General features: G+C 35.2%; 27 protein-coding genes and 1 pseudogene. 13 read left to right on the top strand and 15 right to left on the bottom strand.

The features are described 5' to 3' along the window. The first annotated feature begins 82 nt into the window (after positions 1-82). Positions 83-1,264 (top strand): putative Ig domain-containing protein, encoded by a 1,182-nt coding sequence (locus ACFX5U_RS08190; RefSeq protein ID WP_400263036.1) that lies wholly within the window; start codon positions 83-85, stop codon positions 1,262-1,264. 95 nt (positions 1,265-1,359) lie between these two features. On the opposite strand, the gene ACFX5U_RS08185 is transcribed toward ACFX5U_RS08190, so the two are convergent. After that, positions 1,360-1,893 carry a GNAT family N-acetyltransferase gene (locus ACFX5U_RS08185; RefSeq protein ID WP_400263035.1) on the bottom strand — a complete coding sequence of 178 codons (534 nt, stop codon included), beginning with the start codon at positions 1,891-1,893 and terminating at the stop codon, positions 1,360-1,362. A gap of 521 nt (positions 1,894-2,414) precedes the next feature. Here ACFX5U_RS08185 and ACFX5U_RS08180 point away from each other — a divergent pair. Together ACFX5U_RS08180 and ACFX5U_RS08175 are read left to right on the top strand one after the other, a co-directional pair. Beyond that, the gene (locus ACFX5U_RS08180) at positions 2,415-3,311 is read left to right on the top strand and encodes an alpha/beta hydrolase family protein (protein ID WP_400263034.1); all 897 of its coding nucleotides are present in this window, start codon (positions 2,415-2,417) and stop codon (positions 3,309-3,311) included. 384 nt (positions 3,312-3,695) lie between these two features. Continuing rightward, positions 3,696-4,835, top strand: a complete 1,140-nt coding sequence (locus ACFX5U_RS08175) for a serine hydrolase domain-containing protein (protein ID WP_400263033.1) — start codon at positions 3,696-3,698, stop codon at positions 4,833-4,835. Positions 4,836-5,038: 203 nt separating this feature from the next. On the opposite strand, the pseudogene ACFX5U_RS08170 reads toward ACFX5U_RS08175, so the two are convergent. From ACFX5U_RS08170 to ACFX5U_RS08160, 3 genes and pseudogenes are all read right to left on the bottom strand, one after another. Further along, positions 5,039-5,279, bottom strand: a pseudogene (locus ACFX5U_RS08170) (transposase); the annotation flags it as partial. A gap of 137 nt (positions 5,280-5,416) precedes the next feature. Next, entirely contained in the window at positions 5,417-5,830 is a 414-nt protein-coding gene (locus tag ACFX5U_RS08165; RefSeq protein WP_400263032.1) for a nuclear transport factor 2 family protein, read from the bottom strand. Between the two features lie 193 nt (positions 5,831-6,023). After that, the gene (locus ACFX5U_RS08160) at positions 6,024-6,299 is read right to left on the bottom strand and encodes a hypothetical protein (RefSeq protein WP_400263031.1); all 276 of its coding nucleotides are present in this window, start codon (positions 6,297-6,299) and stop codon (positions 6,024-6,026) included. Positions 6,300-6,442: 143 nt separating this feature from the next. On the opposite strand from ACFX5U_RS08160, the gene ACFX5U_RS08155 reads away from it, so the two are divergent. Continuing rightward, on the top strand, positions 6,443-7,486 hold the full coding sequence (locus tag ACFX5U_RS08155; protein WP_400263030.1) for an AraC family transcriptional regulator ligand-binding domain-containing protein: 1,044 nt from the start codon (positions 6,443-6,445) through the stop codon (positions 7,484-7,486). 552 nt (positions 7,487-8,038) lie between these two features. Further along, positions 8,039-8,497 carry a hypothetical protein gene (locus ACFX5U_RS08150; protein WP_400263029.1) on the top strand — a complete coding sequence of 153 codons (459 nt, stop codon included), beginning with the start codon at positions 8,039-8,041 and terminating at the stop codon, positions 8,495-8,497. A 252-nt stretch (positions 8,498-8,749) separates the two neighbouring features. Here the strand turns inward: ACFX5U_RS08150 and ACFX5U_RS08145 are convergent, their stop codons facing one another. From ACFX5U_RS08145 to ACFX5U_RS08135, 3 genes are all read right to left on the bottom strand, one after another. Continuing rightward, positions 8,750-8,989 carry a hypothetical protein gene (locus ACFX5U_RS08145; protein WP_400263028.1) on the bottom strand — a complete coding sequence of 80 codons (240 nt, stop codon included), beginning with the start codon at positions 8,987-8,989 and terminating at the stop codon, positions 8,750-8,752. A gap of 88 nt (positions 8,990-9,077) precedes the next feature. Then, complete coding sequence (locus tag ACFX5U_RS08140) at positions 9,078-9,263, bottom strand: hypothetical protein (protein ID WP_400263027.1); 186 nt, start codon at positions 9,261-9,263, stop codon at positions 9,078-9,080. A gap of 85 nt (positions 9,264-9,348) precedes the next feature. Next, positions 9,349-9,528 carry a hypothetical protein gene (locus ACFX5U_RS08135; protein WP_400263026.1) on the bottom strand — a complete coding sequence of 60 codons (180 nt, stop codon included), beginning with the start codon at positions 9,526-9,528 and terminating at the stop codon, positions 9,349-9,351. Positions 9,529-9,775: 247 nt separating this feature from the next. Here ACFX5U_RS08135 and ACFX5U_RS08130 point away from each other — a divergent pair, with 247 nt between their 5' ends. Both ACFX5U_RS08130 and ACFX5U_RS08125 read left to right on the top strand, forming a co-directional pair. After that, positions 9,776-10,672, top strand: a complete 897-nt coding sequence (locus tag ACFX5U_RS08130) for a helix-turn-helix domain-containing protein (protein WP_400263025.1) — start codon at positions 9,776-9,778, stop codon at positions 10,670-10,672. An 84-nt stretch (positions 10,673-10,756) separates the two neighbouring features. Continuing rightward, a complete protein-coding gene (locus ACFX5U_RS08125) occupies positions 10,757-11,659 on the top strand; it encodes an aromatic alcohol reductase (protein ID WP_400263024.1) in 903 nt (300 codons plus the stop codon). A gap of 718 nt (positions 11,660-12,377) precedes the next feature. Here ACFX5U_RS08125 and ACFX5U_RS08120 read toward each other — a convergent pair. Continuing rightward, positions 12,378-12,716 (bottom strand): EthD domain-containing protein, encoded by a 339-nt coding sequence (locus ACFX5U_RS08120; RefSeq protein ID WP_400263023.1) that lies wholly within the window; start codon positions 12,714-12,716, stop codon positions 12,378-12,380. A 106-nt stretch (positions 12,717-12,822) separates the two neighbouring features. Between ACFX5U_RS08120 and ACFX5U_RS08115 the strand changes: the two genes are divergently transcribed. Then, complete coding sequence (locus ACFX5U_RS08115; protein WP_400263022.1) at positions 12,823-13,194, top strand: winged helix-turn-helix transcriptional regulator; 372 nt, start codon at positions 12,823-12,825, stop codon at positions 13,192-13,194. A gap of 377 nt (positions 13,195-13,571) precedes the next feature. Here ACFX5U_RS08115 and ACFX5U_RS08110 read toward each other — a convergent pair whose 3' ends face one another. Then, positions 13,572-13,955, bottom strand: a complete 384-nt coding sequence (locus tag ACFX5U_RS08110) for a PD-(D/E)XK nuclease family transposase (RefSeq protein ID WP_400263021.1) — start codon at positions 13,953-13,955, stop codon at positions 13,572-13,574. 89 nt (positions 13,956-14,044) lie between these two features. After that, complete coding sequence (locus tag ACFX5U_RS08105; RefSeq protein ID WP_400263020.1) at positions 14,045-14,437, bottom strand: PD-(D/E)XK nuclease family transposase; 393 nt, start codon at positions 14,435-14,437, stop codon at positions 14,045-14,047. A 364-nt stretch (positions 14,438-14,801) separates the two neighbouring features. Between ACFX5U_RS08105 and ACFX5U_RS08100 the strand changes: the two genes are divergently transcribed. From ACFX5U_RS08100 to ACFX5U_RS08090, 3 genes are all read left to right on the top strand, one after another. Further along, a complete protein-coding gene (locus ACFX5U_RS08100; protein ID WP_400263019.1) occupies positions 14,802-15,146 on the top strand; it encodes an AraC family ligand binding domain-containing protein in 345 nt (114 codons plus the stop codon). A 3-nt stretch (positions 15,147-15,149) separates the two neighbouring features. Next, positions 15,150-15,659 carry a helix-turn-helix domain-containing protein gene (locus ACFX5U_RS08095; RefSeq protein WP_400263018.1) on the top strand — a complete coding sequence of 170 codons (510 nt, stop codon included), beginning with the start codon at positions 15,150-15,152 and terminating at the stop codon, positions 15,657-15,659. 91 nt (positions 15,660-15,750) lie between these two features. Next, positions 15,751-16,401 carry an HD domain-containing protein gene (locus ACFX5U_RS08090; protein ID WP_400263017.1) on the top strand — a complete coding sequence of 217 codons (651 nt, stop codon included), beginning with the start codon at positions 15,751-15,753 and terminating at the stop codon, positions 16,399-16,401. A 95-nt stretch (positions 16,402-16,496) separates the two neighbouring features. On the opposite strand, the gene ACFX5U_RS08085 is transcribed toward ACFX5U_RS08090, so the two are convergent. Then, the gene (locus tag ACFX5U_RS08085) at positions 16,497-16,865 is read right to left on the bottom strand and encodes a hypothetical protein (RefSeq protein WP_400263016.1); all 369 of its coding nucleotides are present in this window, start codon (positions 16,863-16,865) and stop codon (positions 16,497-16,499) included. A gap of 41 nt (positions 16,866-16,906) precedes the next feature. Then, positions 16,907-17,686 carry a carboxypeptidase-like regulatory domain-containing protein gene (locus tag ACFX5U_RS08080; RefSeq protein WP_400263015.1) on the bottom strand — a complete coding sequence of 260 codons (780 nt, stop codon included), beginning with the start codon at positions 17,684-17,686 and terminating at the stop codon, positions 16,907-16,909. Positions 17,687-18,346: 660 nt separating this feature from the next. On the opposite strand from ACFX5U_RS08080, the gene ACFX5U_RS08075 reads away from it, so the two are divergent. Beyond that, positions 18,347-18,652 carry a hypothetical protein gene (locus tag ACFX5U_RS08075; RefSeq protein ID WP_400263014.1) on the top strand — a complete coding sequence of 102 codons (306 nt, stop codon included), beginning with the start codon at positions 18,347-18,349 and terminating at the stop codon, positions 18,650-18,652. Positions 18,653-18,739: 87 nt separating this feature from the next. Beyond that, positions 18,740-19,243: a protease gene (locus ACFX5U_RS08070; protein WP_400263013.1), complete on the top strand. Its 504-nt coding sequence runs from the start codon at positions 18,740-18,742 to the stop codon at positions 19,241-19,243. 294 nt (positions 19,244-19,537) lie between these two features. Here the strand turns inward: ACFX5U_RS08070 and ACFX5U_RS08065 are convergent, their stop codons facing one another. The 3 genes from ACFX5U_RS08065 to ACFX5U_RS08055 all read right to left on the bottom strand — a co-directional run bounded on the left by ACFX5U_RS08065 (position 19,538) and on the right by ACFX5U_RS08055 (position 22,484). Beyond that, positions 19,538-21,442, bottom strand: coding sequence for a fimbrillin family protein (locus ACFX5U_RS08065; protein ID WP_400263012.1), 1,905 nt, complete (start codon positions 21,440-21,442; stop codon positions 19,538-19,540). Positions 21,443-21,444: 2 nt separating this feature from the next. Beyond that, positions 21,445-21,621, bottom strand: a complete 177-nt coding sequence (locus tag ACFX5U_RS08060) for a hypothetical protein (protein WP_400263011.1) — start codon at positions 21,619-21,621, stop codon at positions 21,445-21,447. Between the two features lie 413 nt (positions 21,622-22,034). Further along, positions 22,035-22,484, bottom strand: a complete 450-nt coding sequence (locus tag ACFX5U_RS08055) for a nuclear transport factor 2 family protein (RefSeq protein WP_400263010.1) — start codon at positions 22,482-22,484, stop codon at positions 22,035-22,037. Between the last annotated feature and the right edge of the window lie 176 nt (positions 22,485-22,660).

The raw sequence follows: 22,660 nt of genomic DNA, 5'->3' as shown, positions 1-22,660 counted from the left end.
CCACCCTAGAAAATCTTAAAAAAACTGATTAACGCATACTGCCAATTTTATTTGCAAGTTCATACTTCAAAATTGAACCATAATGACTAAAATAATACTACCACTCATTCTGTTATTGACCAGTTGTAAGCTGTCTACCGACGAGACTAATTATTTTGGGCAAACCTATCCTGGTTCTATTCCTGAGATTTTTGCACCAGGCATAGTTTCAGTGAAAGGCAGATTGGAGCATGGTATTTCATTCACTCCTGACGCAAAAGAATTAGCATTTGGTGTACTGAACGAAGATGATTTCAGTGGAGTAATTTTTCATTCCAAACGGATTAAAGAAAAATGGACTGAACTCAAGATTTTTGAACCGTTAAAAAATCAATGCGTATATCTCCCCTATTTTTCACCTAATGGTAAATCCTTACTTTATACGCAAAGTAAATCTGATACAGACAATGTATACACCGATGTTTGGATAATCGAAAAGATAAACGATGAGTGGGTTTTTCCCAAAAAAATAGCAGAACCATTGAATTCAACAAGCAGGGAAGCTAATGCTTGTATGACCTCTGATGGTACAATATATTTTTCTTCAAATAGGAATTGTGATGAAAAGAAAAATTGCCACACCGCTGATCTGTTCTATTCAAAAATAATAGATAATGAGTATAGCAGCGTGAATGTTATTTCTGAATTTATTTCAACTAATGATGAGGAAAGTGTTTTCATTTCTCCAAGGGAAGACTACATCATCTTTTGTAGATATACGGACAATGAGACAGGTGTGGATTTATACATTAGTTATCGTGATATTAATAATAACTGGATTGAGCCTCAAATAGTTGATTCAACAATTAATTCCAAAGATTGGGATCGGAGACCTTTTGTAAGTATTGACAATAAATTTCTGTTTTTTACTCGACTGCAAATCGCAGAAAAAGGATTAACAGAGTCGGATATATTTTGGGTTAATACGTCAAAACTATTTAAACCATTTGTTTATCATTCACCTCATGACATAACAGTCCAAGTTGGAGAGGAATTCGAAATATCCATCCCTAAAGATTACTTTAAAGACATAGATGATAAACAGTTAACTTACAAATCAAATCACAACCAGTTTGACTGGTTGCATTTTGATAGTGAGCAAATGAAATTATCTGGCAACCCAACTGTAGGGGGAGTTTTTGAATTGACTTTCACAGCAATTGATAAATCTTCGAATTTAATAAATGATAAGATTTTAATAACTGTTACAAATCTTAGAAGCTAATTCGCGCAATTGGCTTTTATCGTATGTAGGGGTGATTTGCATAATGCAAAGTTATAAACTTTGAGATAGTTGGCAACTATGTTAAGCAATCAAAATTAAGTATTAGTTCGCGATAAGGACCATAATAACATCTCCTCATCTTTATTGATTTCCTTAAAATTCAACTTTTTCAGAAGATGGATAGAGCTATTGTTTTCAATAAGGCATTTTGCCGTAATTACGTTTAATATGACATTCGAAAAAGCCCATTTGATAAGTGCTCGAGCGGCCTCCTCGGCATAGCCCTGCCTTCTTTCTTCAGTGATGATACCGTAACCGATATCGGCACTGCTTTCTTCTTTATTAAACCCTTTGAAACCAACGTCTCCAATTATTTCAGATGTTTCGCTTTTAATGACAATCCATGATTCGAATCCTGTAGGTGCTGATACTTCTGAAAGATTTTTGATTATTTTAGGTAGCGTTTCTATAACATCTATATCTGGCCAACTTCTACCCTTTTTAAGCCCTAGCTTATCTAAAAATTTAAATTCTTCATTTAAGATATGAGTACAGATTTCTGTGGTAAACGGAATAAGGGTGAGCCGTTCTGTCTGTAGTTTCACGATCTGTAAGGTAGCTGGTTTCAAAATTTCTCTTTATATTTTTGATATGTTATGGATATTGGCTGTTATATGATTTGAGCTACCTGTTTATTGTATGCTAGGCAATTGTGCAATCATCTCACAATTTTACATTTTTTTCCTTAGATTTTCGTCGTTAAAATCGATACTGTGTATATGTTCTTATCACTTGAAGCCAAAAATGGGTCGGGAAGGCTTTATTTTGAAAAGAAAATTTAATAGATATAAGTGGTGCTCCGATTTAAAATGGAGATCTTTATAAACCAACATGATAAAACCATGGAACCTAAAAAACTATACACGGCCGTAACCTATCATAAGTATGTTAGCAGTTGTACTGCATCGAGGCTTAAAACGCTCGAAGTAATCGTTAACGTATTTTTATACTCAAGCTTATACTATTTCAAAATTTGTCGTTTACCTAAAAAACACCTCCATTCACCGAGTAATATCAATACACTAACCGAAAACAGCTTGATAGATCCCTAATATTAAGATATTATTGAATAAAATTATAAAATCCGAATATGACAATCATCAATACGCGTATTTCTTTCGCTTTTAGCAAAGTATGGCTGTTTTTTTCATTTCTGCTAACATCACTGACATTATATTCTCAATCTACAACTATAAATCCTATCAGTTTTTATAGCAAAAAGATTAAATTATCGGGCACAATTTATGCCGCCAAAAATCCGAAAGCAGGTGTAGTTATTGTTCATGGATCTGGTCATGAATTGAGGTCTACTGCATTAGCAACATTTTTAGCTAATAATGGTATTTCTGTCCTTACTTATGACAAACGAGGGGTTGGTGAGTCAGAGGGTGAATATGCTGGTCCCGAAGTCGGCACTAACAACATTGACCCCTATAATCTCAACCTACTGGCGACAGATGTGCAGGCAGCATTAAAAACGTTAAAAGAGGTTATAAAGGACAACAATGTCCCAGTGGGTCTTATGGGAGGCAGTCAAGCTGGCTGGATAATACCTATAGCCGCAAATAAATATAAAAAAACTGATTTTATAGTATTATTAAGTGGTCCTGTAATACCTACGCTTGAACAGCTTCGTTTTCAATTTTTCACGAATGGTAATCCCCATTTTTGGGATACGCATTCTGAGTCAGAGGTACGCCAACATATCAGCAATGCACCGGACAAATTTCGGTTTGTAAATACCGACCCTGTAAAATCTCTTAAGAAATTAAAAATTCCTGGACTCTGGCTTTTTGGCGACAAAGATATCCAAGTTCCTATAAGATTATCTATTGAAAAATTAGAAGATCTTAAAGCTCAGGGAAAAGATTTCGACTACAAAATATTCCATAACTTTGGACATAACCTTTCCATCTCGATCAATATGGAACCCACTCAATTTGCTATAGATTGGATCAAAAGTTTAGCAGAAGGGTTTAACAAATAAGTTTCTGATAATTAAGTACAAAAAGATGCACTTTTATTGATGCTCGTTTTTAAGAGATGTTAAAAAAGGAAATCCACCTCTTGAATGATAAACTATTAAAGATATGAGGGGAATTTATAATAACTTGAAATAAAATGTATTGGGGATATAATTTTAAAAACTCTGAAGACTTCATTTTGGAAGAAGGCAGCTAATAGGGTTACCTGCAATATCCCCTCCTCTATTTTGGGTTATCATGCCAATTGGACTGGAACAAGCGACAAAAACTATTGTTATAAGGTCAAAAATAGACTAGTTTTATACTGGCAATAAAGATGCCTTATCAGTAAATAGAGTATTTGATATTCAAATAAATTATAAAAAAAATATAACCAATTAAAAATTATGAAAAATATAGTCCTTTTTATTCTCTTGCTATCGTCTATTTTTTGCTTGGCTCAGTCGTCAGAGGAAGAAAAAATCGATATTAATCTTTTAATTGAAAGCGTAGCAAATAAAATGATTAAAAAACCTTTAATTCATTCTACTTCAATCGCTATAGTTTATCAAGGAAATGAATACATCGGTCACTATGGAGAATTAGAGAAAGGGAAAAATAATTGCCCTAATAATGAAACAATTTATGAAATTGGTTCTCTAAGTAAAACATTTGCAGGGACACTTGCTGCTAAGGCAGTTTGTGAAAATAAATTGAATATTGAAGATGAAATCCAAAAATATCTACCGGAAGATTATTCAAATCTAAAATATGGAAGTCAGCCAATTCTTGTAAAACACCTGCTCTCACACACAAGTGGCTTTCCAAACATGCTTCCGCTGGAAGCAAATGCAATACTTCAGGATTTCACCAACTATGAAACTCCGGCTAAAATCAATGAACTTCATAAGAACTTTGGACAAAAAGATTTTCTAAGAGATCTCCATAAAGTCAAGATTGATACGATTCCAGGTTATAAATATTCCTATTCTAGTGCAGGCAGCGAACTTATAGCTTTTATTTTAGAAAAAGTATATAAAACAAAATATGAAAAACTATTAACAGATTACCTGTCTAAAAGTATTGCAATACAGAACACAAAAATCAGCCTTTCTGATCAGGATGTCAAAAAGCTTGCAGTAGGTTACCACAGTGATAATAGTATCATCACCTCTCCAATGCCACAATTACCCTGGGGGGCATCCGGTAATATGAAATCGACAATACCTGATATGGTTAAATATATTAAATTTCAATTGAAAAATAATAAAACCGTTGCTGAGTCACATACATCAATTGTCAAGTTTGGTCCTGGGTTCAGCATTGGATATTTTTGGAATATTGTCACTGATGATAAAAAATTAGGTACATTTTACATACATCATGGTGGAGTGCCACGGTCCCAATGTTATATCTATATTATTCCAAAATACAATTTAAGTGCTTTTATTATTACCAATCAAAGCGGTGTAGACACAGCCGAGGTGATGGAAGATGCATTAAATGAAATATTTGAAAAAATAACGAAAGAAGAAAGCAAAGGATAAAATTGATTTTAATCTAGGTAGTCCATTACTATTAAATCATAATGTGAGCGGATAATTTACGCCTTAAACTTCCATTCACATCTCGAATACCACAATACAAAGTGTAGTACAAATACTACTATTATGAAAAAATAGTAAATTTAATTTTTAACCACAGATATTAACAGGGACTAATACACAATACCTTATACTAGAATGCATCAAAGCAACTTCTTGTCAAGACAAACATCGCCCATAAGATTTTTTCAGTTGGATATTCTCTTCATAAAGCTAACGAAGCTTTCGGTGTTCCGAAACTACTAGACCACCGTATTTCTTCTTCCAATTGTAGCATGTAGCTTCGCTGACACCCATCTTACGGCAGACTTCCTCCACCCGATTGCCAGTCTCGGATTGTTTGATTGCAAAGGCGATTTGTGGTTCGGTAAATCGACCGAAGCTCATGCGAAGCTTAGCTTACGTTGCTCTTTTTTTCGTATTTCACAACTTTAAAAATTAGTAATTCAACCCCGGATTCTATACTTTCAAAATGACCTGTTTTTTGGAAGAAGGTCAATACTTAAAAAGTAAAATTCAACTTATCATTTACCTAAAGCCATTACCAGATCATATGTGTCTTCCAAAAGTTTGTATTTGACTATCAACCCCTCAACAATGGTTATTTCAGTGAAAAATAGAGATTTATAAACTTTCTGTGTTTTCAACATCCGTGTTGCAAAGCTTCCCGAACTGATTACCACATTTTCTATTACAGCTATATGATCAATCGTTGCAGAGACAGTTTCTGTACTATGCCAAAGTAGTTCAAAAAATTCTCGAACCTGATCACGAGTTGTTCTAGTTCCCAACCAGGGCGCAAGAAACTTGTTACCAGGAACATGCCAATCGGTATGCTCAGGAAACATTTCTATTATCTTTTCAATGTTATGTTCACTCAATGCAGAATAATATCTCAGGACTACATCAAGCGGATTTTCAGATTCAATTACTTTCATATTTTTGAGTGTTAGAATGTTAAGTACCGGACAGATATGGTCCGAAAATTTCTCTGATGTTAAATTGTAATTACTTGGTCCAAAAGCGATCTTCGTGTTCCTCGTCTGCTGAGAAGATTTTCACTTTGCTTATTTTGCTGTTCTCGACCGTGTAAATATCAACATTATACACATCGAGTTTTTCACCTGAATTTTATTCGGCCGTCCAATGTAATAAGCATGCAACCTGGTTACCGTGAATACTAATTGAATTAAAAGCATTTAATTGTAAAGTGTTATCGGAAATTTCGAACATTTTTCCAACCATTCCAAATACCTCTTGCTGTGAACACTTCAAACCAGAGATCATATTGACGCCAGGTTGGGACCAGTTAACATCTAAAGTCAATAGTTGCCCAATTTTTTCAAGATCGAGCGATTTTACTGAGGTCCAAAATTCTACCACTATTTGTTTTTCTTGATTTCCCATAATATCTTATATTTAGTATTTCAATCAAAGTTCGTACTTAAACCGAAGCTAAAACTATCTTTGAGCGACATCTGATTATCATTTCGCGTCAAATAGTTTTTTATCTATTATATTGATATTTTAGCTTCCTAGATATTTCAAGTATGGAAGACCAAGTTAAAAATTTTATATCAAGACTGATCGGATACGCAGTTCAAAGAGACGTGACAGCAGACGAACTTCTGCGTGCATCACAAATCACTATAGAAGAGCTAACAATTTTAATAAATCCACTTACAGCTAAAAAGATCGATGATGTCTGGATCAATGCAGTATGTATGAGTAAGGACGAAATGTTTGGTCTTCATTTTGGTGAATCCTTGCAGCTCCAGGCATTAGGCATAGTCGGAGAAATAATAAAAACAAGCAAAACGGTAGGTCAAGCACTCACTAACGCAGCACCATTGGCCCACATAATCTCGTCATCGGTAAAACTTACAATCTTCCGGGACGATGATCATTTTTCCGTAGATTTTAAACCAACCAATCAGGACTGGAAGCAAAATATATCTGACATCCAAACTATTGATCTTTTAATGGTTCTGGTAATACATGAACTTGATGGATTATTGTTTAAAAAACTTGTTCCAAGTTCAGTCAGCTTCGCCAGACCGCTGACTAACCATGAGGAATATAAACGGGTTATGCGCTGCAAGCCGGACGAAAATACAGAAAGCAACCAAATTTCATTCGATATAGGCTACTGGGATGAAAGAATTATAACATCCAAACACGAACATCAGCAAATCCTTCTTAAGGAAGAGGTAGTTTGGCAAAACAACCATGCAGCAGAACGGGGACTGAAAGAACGCATTTACAATTATCTACGTGCAAACTCCTATCTGAAAATGGTAACCCTTGAAGATATCGCATGCAACTTTAACATCAGTCCACGCACACTACAGCGTAAATTAAAAAGTGAAGCGATTAATTTTCAGGCATTAGCTGATGATGTTCGTAAAAACCTTGCTTTAATGTATTTAAAAGACGAATCTTTTCAGATTAAAGAAATTTCTTGGATGCTCGGATATAATGAAGTAAGCGCATTTGTACGTGCCTTCAAAAGATGGACAGGAACGACTCCTACCGCTCATGTTAAAAAGCAGGTCAATAATAATATAGAGAGAATTCAAGACCACGTTAAATAAAATATCTTTTACCATCCTAACAATTTGAAACCGCGTACTTATATCAATAAGGGTTTACTTATATCAATAAGGGTTTACTTATAAAGAACATGCAACGCTTATCGCTTTTGAATATACCGGAACTTGGTACAGCAGTAAAAAATTAAATGCCACACTGGGACATATGATTCCAGAAGAATTTGGAAAAAAATTAATCTGTTTAATTTTTACAATTAATAGATTAATCAGAAAACCTGCAAGAATTTTCCTTCTAACACTTCTTTGGGCACATCAAGAATCTGTTCGATAGCTATGGTAGCAGAATCCTTGCTGAATTCACCCATAAATCTCCATAGGTCATTTTCTTTTGTAGTACTTCAGGATATTGTATCCTTTACTTATGAAGGTAGCCTACAAAAGATAATTGATGTTCCCAAATTGCAGCCAGGGCGATACCTTATGGAGTTTACAATTGGTGATCTTAAAGAAATGGTGCCTATTGACTTCCGATAGATAATGTAGCTAAATGACAACTGGTTACGTTCAACACATAACTAATTAAACAAACTAGATATGAAAAAATTTTTGAAACTTCTAATTTTATCGATTACACTCGTTACCCTTGTATCTTGTAAAGATGATGAAGAGATTATTGCCTGCCCTGATATTTATGTTGCTTTAGTAGCTAACATTAATTATGTCGATGGTAGCGGGAAGGATTTAGTCTTTGTAGATAATCCAATATATCCACCTGAGAATATTAAAATGTATAAAGTATTGGCAAATGATCAGACAATGCCAATTTCATTTACAATTATTAAAAATGAGAAATTCTTAGCAGTAAATTTAGACAAAGTAGAAAATGGAACATTTTACATTGAGCTTAAGCCAGGAGTAACAGACAAAATTACGTACGCTGCAAAGATTGACGAGAGCTCGCCTTGCAAGGATTACAAATTAATAGATATTAAACAAAATGATGCCTTAGGGCAATATGAAGGTAAAACCCAAATATGGACATTAAAAAAATAAAGAGACCTTTATTTATAAATTGAAGAAGCCGTCTAAATTGGTAGACGAGTCACCTGAGAATTGAATATTTGGATACCCACCAGTGAGAGGGTACGAGCAAAAATGAAAGAGGTTGACCTTTTTGGACAGAATCTTTTTGTAAAAAGGCCTAGTTCAATAAGTAGGCTATTTCTGAGGTTTGGGTTTGAGCTCGGCTTTATAGATTTCAAGCTTTATTAAGATGGATTGCAGCTCTTCATTTGCTTTATTGATCTACTCGGCACGCTGCTTGATGGCAACATAAGGGCTTTTGACCGCAAATTCTTTATTGTTACTGAGCCCTCTTATCCCTTCTGTATACAATAATGTCCTTTGCGCCATAAACTCATCTGGTATATAAAATATCCTTGTACGGATATGAAAAATCCAACAGTTGTTTTCCCGTGCTAAATTTATGAGCGCTCGTACATCAGAAGGTATTTCTCTTTTTTTATCTAACCATGCGGGTACCATATATTTTTCATAAAAAATAAATTCTTACTACGCTCTAATCTATCAATCTCTTCTTGAGCAGCGCCAACTCCCCTGCTATCATATCTGGTCATCGTGCGAAGCCCTGCTTGATGATATGCTCGCGATCCGCTAACGTGAACAATTGGGAGATGTTAAAGGCAGACTCACGGATGCCTGCAATCTGTCTAAAAGATAATTGTGCTCTGCTCTTACCTGTTTTTACAGCTGTAGGATGCTTGATTATATATTCTTGCTGTATTTGCTTTAAATTCATCTTTCGTCGTTTTAAATTAATCGGTCATCAATTAGAAAACTCTCAGGAATTTTCCTTCTAACACTTCTTCGGGCACATCTAAGATCTACTCGATAACTACGGTAGCAGAATCCTTGCTGAACTCACCCATAAATGTCCATAGGTCATTTTCTTTTGTCGGAACAAAATGCTGAACTACATCGTCCACACTGTTATCGAACTTCAAGATATTGTATCCTTTACTTTTAAGATCCTTCAAGATTTCGATAGTCAATGTTATAGTCATCGCAATTATTGTTTATCTTTTCAGCTTTTTTCGAATAGGTTTACATTTCAATCTTAAGCCACATAACTAGCACATACTTCAGAAAAGCCATTAATTAAGCGATGGAAAAATTGCAGAAAAAAATATAAAAAGATGCAAGAAAACTCTTAATTTTATAAATATAACTCTCAGAAAACTGTAAAGCATTCACCGTATTAGACCAATACCATAGGCCTAATTATATTCATATGCATCTAAATATTTAAATATGAGAATTTCAGATATTGAAACATTCTATGCTCAGTACGTTGATCGTACCCAAATCCATGAGGAAAGTTTTCTGGGTCATTTCGATTTCATATTATGGAAAGATCTTCAAAAAGACCTATCTGCTTGTAAGCAACTCCAAAGAAAACCTTTTTATAAGATTGCATTGGTAAGCGGAAATGCCATTTATCAATCTAAGTCAACACAAATTCCTATCTCGGGGTATAGTATTGTTTTTAGCGCCCCCTTGGCAAGATTTGCATTTAAGACGAATGATCCACATTTTTTTGGTAAATATTGTGTTTGTAGCGATACTTTTCTTCGAGGAACGAACCAATTCAATCTTCCAATATTACCTATTTTCAAAAACAAAGACATTTATGTAAAATCATTGTCTGAAATTCAATATGAAGAATTGATGTTATTATTTAACCAAATCGATACGGACTATAAGTCCGACTACCCTTATAAGGAACAGTTGATCAGGAACAGGGTCTTCGATATTGTTCATTATGTGCAGAAACTTGATGAACGATTTTATAAAATCGAAACAACAGAGGATGTAAATCTTGAGAACCTGTTTTTCTTGCTGCTTGAAAATGTATTCTTAAACATCAACATGGAGAAAATGCTTATAAGTAAATCACCTTCTTATTATGCAGGACTATTGAATACAACTGTAGATAATCTCAATAATGTATTAAAAAAGTCGACTGGTAAGACAACGCAATCCATTATTCACGAAAGAATAATAGAGGAAGCCAATGTATTTCTGAGACATACAGATCACAGTGTAAAGGAAATTGCGTGGTGTTTGCATTTTCAGGAAACTTCTCATTTCCAAAACTTTTATAAAAGATTAACCGGACGCACTCCTATTGAATATAGAAAGAGATAGTTTATTTGCAACTAATACAGGTTTATTTGCACCTTGATACTACATCCTTCGCTATAATTTTGTATTATAAAATTTAATAGAGTTATGGAAAAATCATTTTTAGTTATTGGTACAGGTGAGGTGGGAATTGCTATGTTAAAAAGTCTTTATAAATATAAGGAAGCAAATAATGGGCAATTTACTATTGGAGTCTTGGTCCAACCTTTAAGCGTTGGAGATAAAAATGCTCCACATTCTAAGTTCGCTGGAATCGCGGTTGAAGCGGTGGATTTAGTTTTAGAAAGTATTGAGAGTCTTGCAGAAACATTCAGGAAGTACGATACCGTAATATGTTGCAGTGGATTTTCAATTGGAGCTGGTATGCAGGTAAAGATTACAAAAGCGGTATTGGAGGCTGGGGTGAGAAAATATGTGCCGTGGCAATTTGGGGCCGATTATGACAAGATCGGACGTGGGAGTGCGCAGCCAGTTTTTGATGAGCAGCTGGATGTTAGGGATTTGCTTCGGGAGCAACAAAAAACCCATTGGATAATAATATCGACAGGAATGATAACTAGCTTCTTGTTTCGTGAAGACTTCGGCGTTATAGATTTGTCAAATAAGGTCATACATGCGTTAGGCGATTGGCAGCATTCGTTGACGCTAACATCCTGTGAAGATATTGGTGCCGTTTCTGTTGAAGTTTTATTTCATCGACCGGAAATACTCGATCAAGTGGTATTTGTCTCCGGAGAAACAGCATCCTTTAAAGAAATTGGAGATAAGATGGATAGATTGTTTAATATTAGGTTCGAACGCGTATTGTGGGATCACAAATTCCTGAAAAAGAAATTGAAGGATGATCCCGCTAATATATTTAACCGGTATCGGTTAGTATTTACACATCCTGGTGTGACATGGCCTATGCAAGTTACTTTTAATCATCGCAATAATATTCCAACAGTTGGAATAGAACAATGGGCTAATGAGCATATTTATATAAACTGATTGTCATGGATTTCTAATGGTTATCATTATAATTAGCGGTGAAAAGCCATTTAAAATAGTTTAAGTAATAATAAGGCCTGGATCCATAACGATCCAGGCCTTAAATATTATTTTCAACTTCTTTGTTTCTAGTTAAATACTTTAGATGATTTGATTGTACTCGAAAATTTAATTAGTTCATTATTGACTACTGTCGCTGCTTCGTGTTGAATCTAGTGACCTAAATTTTCAAGTGAATCACATTAACCAATCCGGGCGCAGTTTTTCGAGCTTCCTCAATAGTTGGAGGTAGTGGGTGAAACAACTGAAAAAGTCCGTCTTCGGATCCCCAAATGTAAAGTGATGACCACTGCCTCACCACTTTTCAAATAAGGAGAGCATATGACTCCGTTTTACTTGTGCTGTATTCATATCAACAAAATTTACTTAGCACAAATGATCAATCAAATATGTACTTACTAGGACGATACCAACAAACACCCGACTTTCTTTACGCGCTGAGCTGTTGCTTGGAGGTTTTGAGAGGTGTGCCCAAAGCCATTGTTCCTGATAATCTGAAAGTAGCGGTAGTCAAAGCATATAAATATGAACCGGTCCTGAAGTAACCCATGAAAGATTTTGACAATCAATATGGTACAGTTGTAGTCCCCACCCGACCAGGTAAACGTAAAGATAAATCATTGGTGGAAAACCAGGTTAAAATCATCAAGTTTTCTAATTAATCTACAACAACTAATTCATTGGACACGAGAGTTACCACGTCATTCAAATCAATAAAATTACTTTCATCAGGATGGACTTTTTGTTTGTAGTTTTCACTTACAAAGAAGCTATTAAAGTCGTTCATTGAGGCAAAATAAATATCAGTAATACCGTCATACGCTGGTATTGGAAAACCTGCTATTATTTCAGGGTGCGAAACAACATATTTCTTTACATATTGTTTTGCCTCAGGAATAGACATAAATAATGATGCGTGATGATTTCTATGATAATCAACAAAATTTTCTATACTCATTCCTGCAATTCTTCGGATTAAAAACGTAAATTTCAACATAATTATAATTTTAATTTGTGTAAAGATAGAACGTGTCCTTTTATAAGGCAATTACGCATAAATTTATGCGTATCCAGTAAGTTGGCGACACGTAAAATTATTCTCTATGTATCAAAAAAAAACACCTGTTCAACTTGATTGCGGTTTACATTTTTTTAAAGAACTTTTAAATGGCAAATGGAAGCTGATGCTTGTTTATTATATTTCTAAAAACCTAAAGCGTCCAAGTGAACTGCAACGCAAAATTCCAAACGCTGACAGAAGAGTGATGGACAAACAATTGCAAGACTTAGTATTACACGGATTTATCAATAAAAAAACTTTCAACACCAAAGTCCCCAAAGTTGAATATGGACTTACAGAACTTGGCGAAAAACTTTTACCTTTGATTTTAACTATTGAACAATGGGGCGAAGAAAATCGATTTGTACTTAACAAAGCATTAGAAAAAGACCCAAAATTTGAAAACGTAGTCTGATTTTGACGGAAATGGTTATAGATTAATGCAAAGTTACAGTATCCGATACCATACAACAAGTATTGCCAAAACAAGCGTATGCATAGAGACTTTAAAATAATTATTTAAATTCACACACGACATATTTCAGAATACAAAACTTACTATTATTATCAGTACGTGATAAACTCGAACGGTATTGACCTCCTTTTTAAATACCTACCCCACCCTCGGGTCTATCCAAAAGATATCCCGTAGTGCTAGAATGTCTTCGATAGCCATCTGATTGTAGTTGAGTGAGTCGGTATTATGAACTGGTCGGTATTTGTGGTAATGGTAAACAATAAAAGCCATCCTGCGTAGACTGGCTTTTGGTGTTTTATGTATTAAAGGCCGATTTATTTTAAATTTTCAACTTCTTCGATAGTCAACATGTTGAGAGCAGACTCAATAGCTTTTTTATGCTCACCTTCGGCTTTTGCAACCAATACCGCTTTTTCAGCAGCTTTTGCTGCTTTAGTAGCTGCTTTTAATTGCTCTTCAAGCCCTTCTTGATACATACGAACAGCCTCGGCATCCCATTTACGTTTTAAACTGATATCATACATAGTGCGCTCCTCCTTAGTCAATTTTGCGTAGCTCGCCAAATGAAAAAACCGTTGGAATACTGCCAAATTCATGATCCGTGGCAAGGTCTTTAACGTAGACATATTCTTCAGCATAAAGAATACTTTGTCCAGTTCGTTGTTAACCTCTGCTTCGCTTTTAACAAAGTTAATCAATTTATCATCAATAATATATCTTGATGGAATGATAGTTCCCTTCGAGATTCCAAGTATATGAACCCCAAACCTTCGTAAAACTAATTGAGTTACTGTTGCCTACTTAAGCAACAGTAAGGAAAATCTCTTGCTGACAAAAACAATAAACTCTTCCAACAAAAAACTTCCCCTGAGTCTCTACTACACAGGCAGGTATCATGAAAATAGGTTGTCCGATCGCCTCCTGGCATATGAAAGCCATCCATCAATACTATGGTATAGACTTCGGGAATGGCATAGCCCCAGACTTTACGGCTGCCTTTTGGTGCGGTGTCGGAAATAACATTGCTTGCATAGTACAACATCCGTTGCTTGAGATTGGTCTGGCTGCTGGTCTGCATCTCGATGATGATTTCCTCGCCTGTGCTGATCTGAACTACGAGATCAAAGATAACCTTGCCGATGTCTTCTGCTGCACCGATACGCTCGGTCTCCCAATACATAAGACGGTGATGGTCTTGCGACCACGGAAGATGATGTTAAGGAAATTGAGCAGGTTGACCTTATCTCCGAATAATCTCTTGAATCCCTCATCGGTCGTCGGGTCAATAAATACGGGTTGTGAATAATTGTTCATAATAATACGGTTTGCTTAAATAATTGATTACTTAAAGAAAATATCAGAAAACTGAAAATATTAGCCGTATGTTAAACGTTTATAGTCATTTGTAAACGTGTGTTGTTGGATAGTATAACCATAAAGGTGACAACAAAACAACAGATGAACTGTTAAAACTTCGATTAATAACTATTGTAAATTTAAAATTGTGCATATGTATTTTGTAACTTTATAATAAAAACTATAAAATGAAATTAGAAAGAGAGATTTTTACGGAACCTGACATTGACAACTCTTTTTCAATCGAACGATATGATGATTTTGTGTTTGAGGAAGTCTATTCTCAGAGACTTAGTTATCATCGAATACAATTAATAGAAAGTGGAGAAGGAATATTGGATATAGACGGGAAATCTTTCGAAATAAGCAATAATGAGGTCTTTTTAATGTCTAAAGGTCAGATTTATAAATTTGAAAATTCCTCAATTATATCTGGTTATGTCATTTCTTTCGGAGATTGCTTTTGGGAGAGAGCACCCAAAAGTGCCAGTAATTGTAAAGCAGTACTCTTTAATAATACTATGGCAAATTAATTATTGAAACTGAACAATTCCGAAATTAATGACCTGTCATTTTTATTAAAGACGCTATATAATGAATATATTACGCCGCAATACTTCAATCAAATGGATGTATTAGCGGCATACTTAAAAGTAATAATGATTAAATTGGCAAATGTAAAATTGACCGAAGATATAATATTTGACAGTCAGGATTATATTTTATACCGTAAATTTATGGATATTCTTAGTGTTGAATATTGCAAATATCACGCTGTAAGTAATTATTCTGAGATGTTGAATATTACGCCACGAAGACTTAGTGAGATTTGTAAAAGATGTAGCGGCTTGAGTGCGAAAGAAATCATCAATGGTCAGATAGTGGCCGAAGCTAAACGGTTTTTACAGTTTAGTTCTATCACAGTGAAAGAAATCGCGTATAAGCTTAATTTTAAATCATCTGAACAATTGAGCCATTTCTTTAAGAAGAACACCAAAATATCACCCCTTGATTACCGCCATAAATTTATCAAAATAGAATTTTAAAGTTAAGCAAGCATATTTTGACATACTAAACGTAATTAATGATATTCTTTGGAGATTGGTTTTAAACTAATTTTGAGAAAAAAGTTTCATTATGTCAATAAATAGTTTTAAAAAAGTAGCCGGTGTAATTATTCCGGATAGTAAAATAGCTACTCAAGCGACCGAGCTTTTGTTAGAGCATGGAACAGAGTTCATCTATAACCATTCACTGCGCGTATTCTTATTTTCATCATTGAATGCACATCGTGAAAATTTGGTCTACGATGCAGAGTTATTATATGTAGCGTCGGTGTTTCATGATTTAGGTCTTGTTTCACCCTATAGCAGTCCAGACCTTCGTTTTGAAGTAGATGGGGCCAATGCTGCTCGGGATTTTTTAAAAAGTCATGATGTTTCTAAAGAAAAAATACAATTAGTTTGGGATACTATTGCTCTACACACAACCATTGGTATCGCAGAGCATAAAGAAAATGAAGTTGCTTTAATGTATTCAGGTGTAGGCTTGGATGTTATGGGCGAAGGTTATGAAAATCTAAAGGTTGAACATAGGGAGGAAATTGTGAAAGCTTTTCCAAGAAATGACTTTAAAAAGAAAATTATTCCTACTTTTTTTAGTGGTTTTGAACATAAAACAGAAACTACTTTTGGTAATATTAAAGCTGATGTATGTGCTTTTATGATACCGAATTTTAAAAGAAAAAATTTCTGTGAATGTATACTACACTCTCCCTGGTCAGAATAAATAATGAACTGGTAGATATTCGTGGTAATACATAAAAACAATAAAAGTCATTCTGCACAGAATGACTTTTATTGTTTTATGTATTAAAGGTAGATTTATTTTAAATTTTCAACTTCTTCGATGGTAAGGCCAAGGATATCACTAACCTCTTCCTTTTTATAGCCTTTGTTCAACATGTTGAGTGCTAACTCAATTGCTTTTTTGTGCTCAACTTCGGCTTTTGCAACTAATACCGCTTTTTCAGCAGCTTTTGCTGCTTTAGTAGCTGCTTTCAATTGTTCTTCTAGCCCTTCTTGGTACATACGAGCAGCCTCGGCATCCCATTTAGGTTTTAAACTGATATCATACATAGTGCGCTCCTCCTTTGTCAATTTTGCGTAGCTCGTCAACTGAAAGAACCGTTGGAATACTGCCGAATTCATGATCCGTGGTAAGGTCTTTAACGTAGACATATTCTTCAACATATGCTGTGATTATCAATATGCATCCGAGAAACATCAATATTTTATTTGTTAAGGAAATGGAAACTTTCTGGCTTGTAGATTTTGATAAATTCATCATAGCTTTTTTTGATATATAATAGTAGTTGATAGTCTGTCATTTGTTTCACTTCTTCGATGGAAGGACGATATGCATTCATAAAGTTTTCGAGTGAATCACCTTTTAAAGTAGTTATAGATTGCACTTTTTTCCTTGAAAATATATGATCAACATATTGATATTCTTCTTCCTTTAGGAGCTTTAGCTGCATTTTTGAATTAGCAGTTTTATTTTTAGTAAGTAAACTAATTACGGATAGAAGATTGACGCTAACTAAAGAAGAAGTAGAATTTTGAAAAGGAGAATAATGCGTAGGTGTATTAAGTGACTTAGTAATGAAAATATCTTTAAACGTAGGGGCTTTGTAAGCAAAGATAGAAGCATATTCCTTTCTCCTGTTCAGAGAATCCTGTGTGTAATTACGTAATCCTTTTATCATTACTTCTTTTAATGCAATTGGACTGATTTTTAATAAGACCAATATGGTGTCAGATTTAGTTGTATTATTATACCTGAAATAATAAGACTCGTATCCCATAAGATTAACTGTTACGGTATCTCCAAAATGGACATTATTCAGACTAAAATTCCCTGTTGCAGTAGTAAATGTGCCGTAAGAAGATGTCGTTACTCTTGCGTTTATAATAGGTTTTTTTGTCTTTTCGTCAACCACTAACCCGGTTACCTGTTGTGCAAAAAGGTGATTTGAAAAGTAAACAAGAAATATTAATATTATCAATCTCATAATAAAGGTGTGGTTAAAGCTGCGAGTTCTTCAAAACTAACAATCAATGAGTTGACTACAAAAAGGTTAACACACTTTAACATTAACTTAAAAAGCCTGTACAATACTATATCGAACTTATCTGCTTAGATAGCGGCATTTTCTCTTACTTAAGTAAAAGCATTTACAGTTAAAACGTAAATAAAAGTGGTAAGTAATTTGGTGAGTGCAGGATTAGAAGCCTTAAAAATATTGAAATAAAGCAGTTTTTTGGGAGGAGGTCATGTCTTCAATTTTCTGTGCGGAATTTTCAATGAAACTACTTTGGGTGAAAATAAGATTGACAACAGTTTTTATGTTTGACCCAAAATGATGCTGCAACTTCGCAATCCAGCACAAAATTGGGAAGACATCATGATTCCATATGGTAAAGCCAATGCGAATAAAGGGCACGAGAACGAGTAATAGAACGGTTATGTTAACAATCCCAGAAAGAACACTCTCTATACAATTTAAGAAAGAGACAGGAAATGATCTGGTTACTCCGTTTTGGAAAACTAGACTTGGTGCTAAAGTACTGGTTTGTTGAACGTAAGTATCTAAGCAACAAACTCGATATACATTTCCAATATCATTTACCTATGATGTAGCATAAGAGTGGTTTTTATCGTTTAATAAATTATGAAAAAGATATTGATATTTTCAATTCTCATTGGCATATTATCAAGCTGTAGCAGCATGAAAGATACTACGGATATTACCTCAGTCAGCTTGATAGGAATAATAACACCATTGGGAATGACCACCTTTCAATATGGAACGCATATGATAAAGGCGGAGAACAAAACATACGTTTTGAAAAGTTCAAACGTACAGTTAAATGACTATGTAAATAGATCCGTCTCGCTTATTGGTAAAAAAGTTCCCGGATACCCATTGGAAGGTGGTCCTGAATTGATTGAAGTATCTCAGATTTCGCTCAAGTAAATGATGTCTACCGCCCCTTTCGGACACAAACTGATTTTAACAAACCTGCAAAATTATACTAATTAAATAACCTATACTCAAAATAATATGATTCGTCAATTCTATTTAGTAATATTTATTGCAGCTACTATTTCTGTTAGCTGTCAAAACCAAAAACCAATATCCGCTACAAATGAAGCTAAACAAACAGTCTCGGAGGCCCCCAAACTTGAAACGCATTTACGAACGGTAGCCAATAATGTCACCGCCGACTCTGTACAATTATCTTTCACTGTAATAAACAATGCTGATACGGCCCAACAATTTTGCAAATGGAAAACACCCTTTGAGCCCAGGTTAGGGAAATATATGGAGATTATTGACCAACAAGGGAACGAAGCGCAATTTACGGGTGCAATGGCCAGACGAGTAATGCCCCCTCCTGCGGAAAGCTATATTCAAGTGCCTCCACATGATAGTGTAAGGATAGTATTCGACCTTGCAAAAAACTATTCCCTTAAATCTGGACAATACACGGTCAGATATATAGGTGGAGGTATTAGCGGCCTACAACCAGGTAATGAAATTAAAATATCCATAAAGGGTCACTAGTAATGATTGCAAACCTTATTCAATAAAACTGGGTACACTCCTTGTCGCCGATGAGTTTGCTTGTAAATCATTTCTTCGGCATATTAAATCTACACTAAAAAATATAATTCGATAGATGAGCTCAAAGAGGACATTGAAGTTTACAATAATAAGAGAATAAAACTCAAATAAAGCGCAAAGGGCCCGGTAAAGTACCGAGCCCTTGTCGCTTAAAATTTCTAAATTAACTTTATCCAAACTTTTGGATGCACTTCAAGATGCAAACAGCTATATAAGATTGAAAAAAAATAATAATTAAGGTGTATTGATTCCATTCAAGGTAGCTCTTTCTATTGCCCAAGCCATTAAATTGGCAAAAACAATCGAATTATTAACATCCATACTCCCTGCTGTATGTCCATTCCCAGCCATACCGAAAGGTCTTATTATCGGAAAATTTTGCGCATTTGTAGCAAATGGATAGTAATTTAAAGTCGAGATTCCACTTTGTAAATCATTCCCTAGAAAACTTATATCGCTTACCCAAAAAAGATTCAGGCTGTTGTGCTTAAACATGGTGACCCCAGGTACCGTAGCTGTACTATTGACTGGTGCACCTGTTGAATAGCTCGTAACAGCCCCAGCTGGAATACCTGTTAAACCCAGCGCAAATTGCGTACTTGACCCCCAATACTTACCCCTTACATCTCCAAATACGCCATTCAAAATTCCGTCATTAGTACTGGACAATTGATGAACATCTCCATCCGTATAAACTTCGTTTAGAGCAATAGGTGAATTATTGAAAACTCCATTAAAAAAACTTTGCAAATATGGCTGATCAAATAATCGTGGTTCCATCATTAAAAGTACAACTCCACCCTCTTGTAAATAAGTCAATAATGCGGTATAATCAGCCGCATTTGCATATCTATCATCAGAAGCAAGTATAACGATATCAGGTTTTTCAGCTGCATTCAAATTCGTTGCAAGCGCTCCTGCAATCTCCGAATTGATATGTTCAAACCCGTCGGTTTTCACTAGACTTGTCGTTGCAATTCCAAAATTACGCCAATCCTTCAATAAATTATAAGATGCAAGCATCCCGCCAGAAGTACCAAAGTATATTTGACCCGCATGAACTATTTTTAGGGGTGAAAGCGGTTTACTTAACCTAAGTTCTCCTCGCAATACTTTTCCTAATGCTGGCGTATATGGTCCAAATGCGATAGTAGCAGGGGTCAATGGATTAACTAACTCAACAATACCACCAGCGGTTTGTTGGAAAGTCAAAGCGTTGATTTTGATCGAAAATTGGCTCAAATTAGCTGGATCTGCCGTATAAAACCGCGCGACCTTGATACTACTAGACCCTGCTACAAGGTCAGTGAATACCAAAGGACCGGTCGTGTAAGACTCAATAGCACTTGTTGCACCACTCTTAAGATTGAATGTCCCTTTGTTGAAATAGTTATCTGAAATAAAACTGGCATCTATTGTCGCAATATTACCACCCAATTGCTCGGTATTGACTTCTACTAAAACCTGTGCGAGTTTATGTGCAAAAGTGATAGGAAGCGCGGTACTTACAGCACTCACAGTGACATCTCCAGAAGCATATAATAGTTCCTTATCAATAGGTGTTTCCACTGTTGGAGTAGCTGTACTGGTTGGTGCTGCAATACTTGCTTCGGTATTATAGGAATAGGCGTACCACTGGTACTGTTCTCCGAGAGTAACTTCGATTTCAAGACTTTGACCTGCTGTAGCCTCGACAGAATTAACGAAAGATCCGTCAGACTTTTTATACAGTAAGATACGATACTTAATACCGTTGACCATAACTCCGGCACGCTTAGCATTTCTAGCGACACTCAGATTGCTATTGGTCCCGATATTATTTAACACCAATTGCTGGGTATCATGCATCGATGCTTCAGTCGAATTGACAACGCCTTTGTAATCTTTAAATTTTATCAGCTGTGGAACAGTAGCGTTTTGACTAATACTATTTGTCGCTTTCATTTTTGTCGTTGCGATGGCTTCACCATCAGCAATACCTGCTACTTGGACAACCAATTTTACTTGATTCCCATCAGGTGAAACTGCTAACTCTTCTTTATTGGAACAGTTTGAAAAAATGGTCAAAATCATGATCAGCGCTACAAAAAAAGAGGACCTTGCTCCTTTTCTTTTTATCGTTGTAGTCCTGTTGTACATCCTTAAAAAATGAGGTCTTTTGAAGAGGTTTCAGTATCCAAATCATCCACTCCAGGATTGTTGGAACCAGCCGGTCCTCCAGGGGCTAGACCTGCCGAACCTGCGGCAATGCCTTGCTCTAGTAGCACTGCCTCAACGGATAGTTTTGGCGCTACGTAATTTAACTTCTTGTTTTTCATAATAATTTTAGTTAGAAGGGTCTAAACCTTAGTTAAACAATATCAAACAAACATAAACTACTACATATTTGTTTGTCTCAACGTAATTTTTGATATAAAACATTTCTTTGGTTAGGTAGTATACTCAGGTATTAATAATATAATGCCTCAAATATATCATTTTATTGTAAACTCACGGTTTAGCAGAGTATTATTTTTACGCTGAAACCTCAATAAATCTGTTACCCTGGAGATATCCTTTATACTATTGTAATATTTTTTTAGAGATTTCTTGCCCCCTTCTAGGATGGTATGCAAAGAATATCAGATTTGCAACAGAATATGGAATTACCTTTCTATTTTCTACCTTGTGAGGTTAAAAAAAAAGCCACATCTCACGACATGGCCTTCACTAAACATATGATTAAAGTTGATTACCTATAGGTATTGATCGATTGCGTTACTTTCCACGTTTCGCCGTCATTGACTAAGGTCACAAGATCGGTTTTAGTAAATCCTTCAAATTGTTGAGTTACTTTAGCCACCATATAATCGCTGGACTCCTCTAATATGGTTGTACTCGTTTTACAGTTCAACTGCTCTCCTCTTTGTCTTTTCAAGAATGAAATAACTTCTGAACGGCTATTGGTCTTATCGTCCGACGCCTTTATTTTTTGATTAAAATCTGCTGCGAACAATTGCTCTACTCCTGCCGACCGCCCTGCTGTCATTACGGCAACATAATGGTCAATGGCGAGGTCTGCTGTAGATAGATTGACTACTGCATTTTTTGTATTGCTTACTACTGGTTTGCCTGCTGCCACAGTGAATGTTGATATTGCGATCAAGACTGCTGCTGCGAATGTTTTTGCTAAAGTTTTCATAATGTCTTTATTTTTATAATGTTAGTATTGTTTCTAATTGTTGACTCAAAAGTAGGGTGTAATCCATACCTACCCTATGGCAATTAGACTAACTCAATAAAAAACTCGGTGAATGGTGGAAATAAAGAGGTGAACCTATTTTAATTTTTTTTGAACTATTTTAGCCGACGGGTATT

It is taken from the genome of Sphingobacterium sp. SG20118, from assembly GCF_044740685.1.
Taxonomy (GTDB): domain Bacteria; phylum Bacteroidota; class Bacteroidia; order Sphingobacteriales; family Sphingobacteriaceae; genus Sphingobacterium.
The sequence above is the reverse complement of the archived record's forward strand: the minus strand, read 5'-3'. Positions and strand labels throughout refer to the sequence as shown.

Bases quoted from the DNA above. Each gene is read 5' to 3' on its own strand.
- ACFX5U_RS08190 (WP_400263036.1), top strand. From the start codon at position 83: ATGACTAAAATAATACTACCACTCATTCTGTTATTGACCAGTTGTAAG.
- ACFX5U_RS08180 (WP_400263034.1), top strand. From the start codon at position 2,415: ATGACAATCATCAATACGCGTATTTCTTTCGCTTTTAGCAAAGTATGG.
- ACFX5U_RS08175 (WP_400263033.1), top strand. From the start codon at position 3,696: ATGAAAAATATAGTCCTTTTTATTCTCTTGCTATCGTCTATTTTTTGC.
- ACFX5U_RS08165 (WP_400263032.1), bottom strand. From the start codon at position 5,830: ATGAAAGTAATTGAATCTGAAAATCCGCTTGATGTAGTCCTGAGATAT.
- ACFX5U_RS08160 (WP_400263031.1), bottom strand. From the start codon at position 6,299: ATGGGAAATCAAGAAAAACAAATAGTGGTAGAATTTTGGACCTCAGTA.
- ACFX5U_RS08155 (WP_400263030.1), top strand. From the start codon at position 6,443: ATGGAAGACCAAGTTAAAAATTTTATATCAAGACTGATCGGATACGCA.
- ACFX5U_RS08150 (WP_400263029.1), top strand. From the start codon at position 8,039: ATGAAAAAATTTTTGAAACTTCTAATTTTATCGATTACACTCGTTACC.
- ACFX5U_RS08145 (WP_400263028.1), bottom strand. From the start codon at position 8,989: ATGGTACCCGCATGGTTAGATAAAAAAAGAGAAATACCTTCTGATGTA.
- ACFX5U_RS08140 (WP_400263027.1), bottom strand. From the start codon at position 9,263: ATGAATTTAAAGCAAATACAGCAAGAATATATAATCAAGCATCCTACA.
- ACFX5U_RS08135 (WP_400263026.1), bottom strand. From the start codon at position 9,528: ATGACTATAACATTGACTATCGAAATCTTGAAGGATCTTAAAAGTAAA.
- ACFX5U_RS08130 (WP_400263025.1), top strand. From the start codon at position 9,776: ATGAGAATTTCAGATATTGAAACATTCTATGCTCAGTACGTTGATCGT.
- ACFX5U_RS08125 (WP_400263024.1), top strand. From the start codon at position 10,757: ATGGAAAAATCATTTTTAGTTATTGGTACAGGTGAGGTGGGAATTGCT.
- ACFX5U_RS08120 (WP_400263023.1), bottom strand. From the start codon at position 12,716: ATGTTGAAATTTACGTTTTTAATCCGAAGAATTGCAGGAATGAGTATA.
- ACFX5U_RS08115 (WP_400263022.1), top strand. From the start codon at position 12,823: ATGTATCAAAAAAAAACACCTGTTCAACTTGATTGCGGTTTACATTTT.
- ACFX5U_RS08105 (WP_400263020.1), bottom strand. From the start codon at position 14,437: ATGTATTGGGAGACCGAGCGTATCGGTGCAGCAGAAGACATCGGCAAG.
- ACFX5U_RS08100 (WP_400263019.1), top strand. From the start codon at position 14,802: ATGAAATTAGAAAGAGAGATTTTTACGGAACCTGACATTGACAACTCT.
- ACFX5U_RS08090 (WP_400263017.1), top strand. From the start codon at position 15,751: ATGTCAATAAATAGTTTTAAAAAAGTAGCCGGTGTAATTATTCCGGAT.
- ACFX5U_RS08085 (WP_400263016.1), bottom strand. From the start codon at position 16,865: ATGTTGAAGAATATGTCTACGTTAAAGACCTTACCACGGATCATGAAT.
- ACFX5U_RS08080 (WP_400263015.1), bottom strand. From the start codon at position 17,686: ATGAGATTGATAATATTAATATTTCTTGTTTACTTTTCAAATCACCTT.
- ACFX5U_RS08075 (WP_400263014.1), top strand. From the start codon at position 18,347: ATGAAAAAGATATTGATATTTTCAATTCTCATTGGCATATTATCAAGC.
- ACFX5U_RS08070 (WP_400263013.1), top strand. From the start codon at position 18,740: ATGATTCGTCAATTCTATTTAGTAATATTTATTGCAGCTACTATTTCT.
- ACFX5U_RS08065 (WP_400263012.1), bottom strand. From the start codon at position 21,442: ATGTACAACAGGACTACAACGATAAAAAGAAAAGGAGCAAGGTCCTCT.
- ACFX5U_RS08060 (WP_400263011.1), bottom strand. From the start codon at position 21,621: ATGAAAAACAAGAAGTTAAATTACGTAGCGCCAAAACTATCCGTTGAG.
- ACFX5U_RS08055 (WP_400263010.1), bottom strand. From the start codon at position 22,484: ATGAAAACTTTAGCAAAAACATTCGCAGCAGCAGTCTTGATCGCAATA.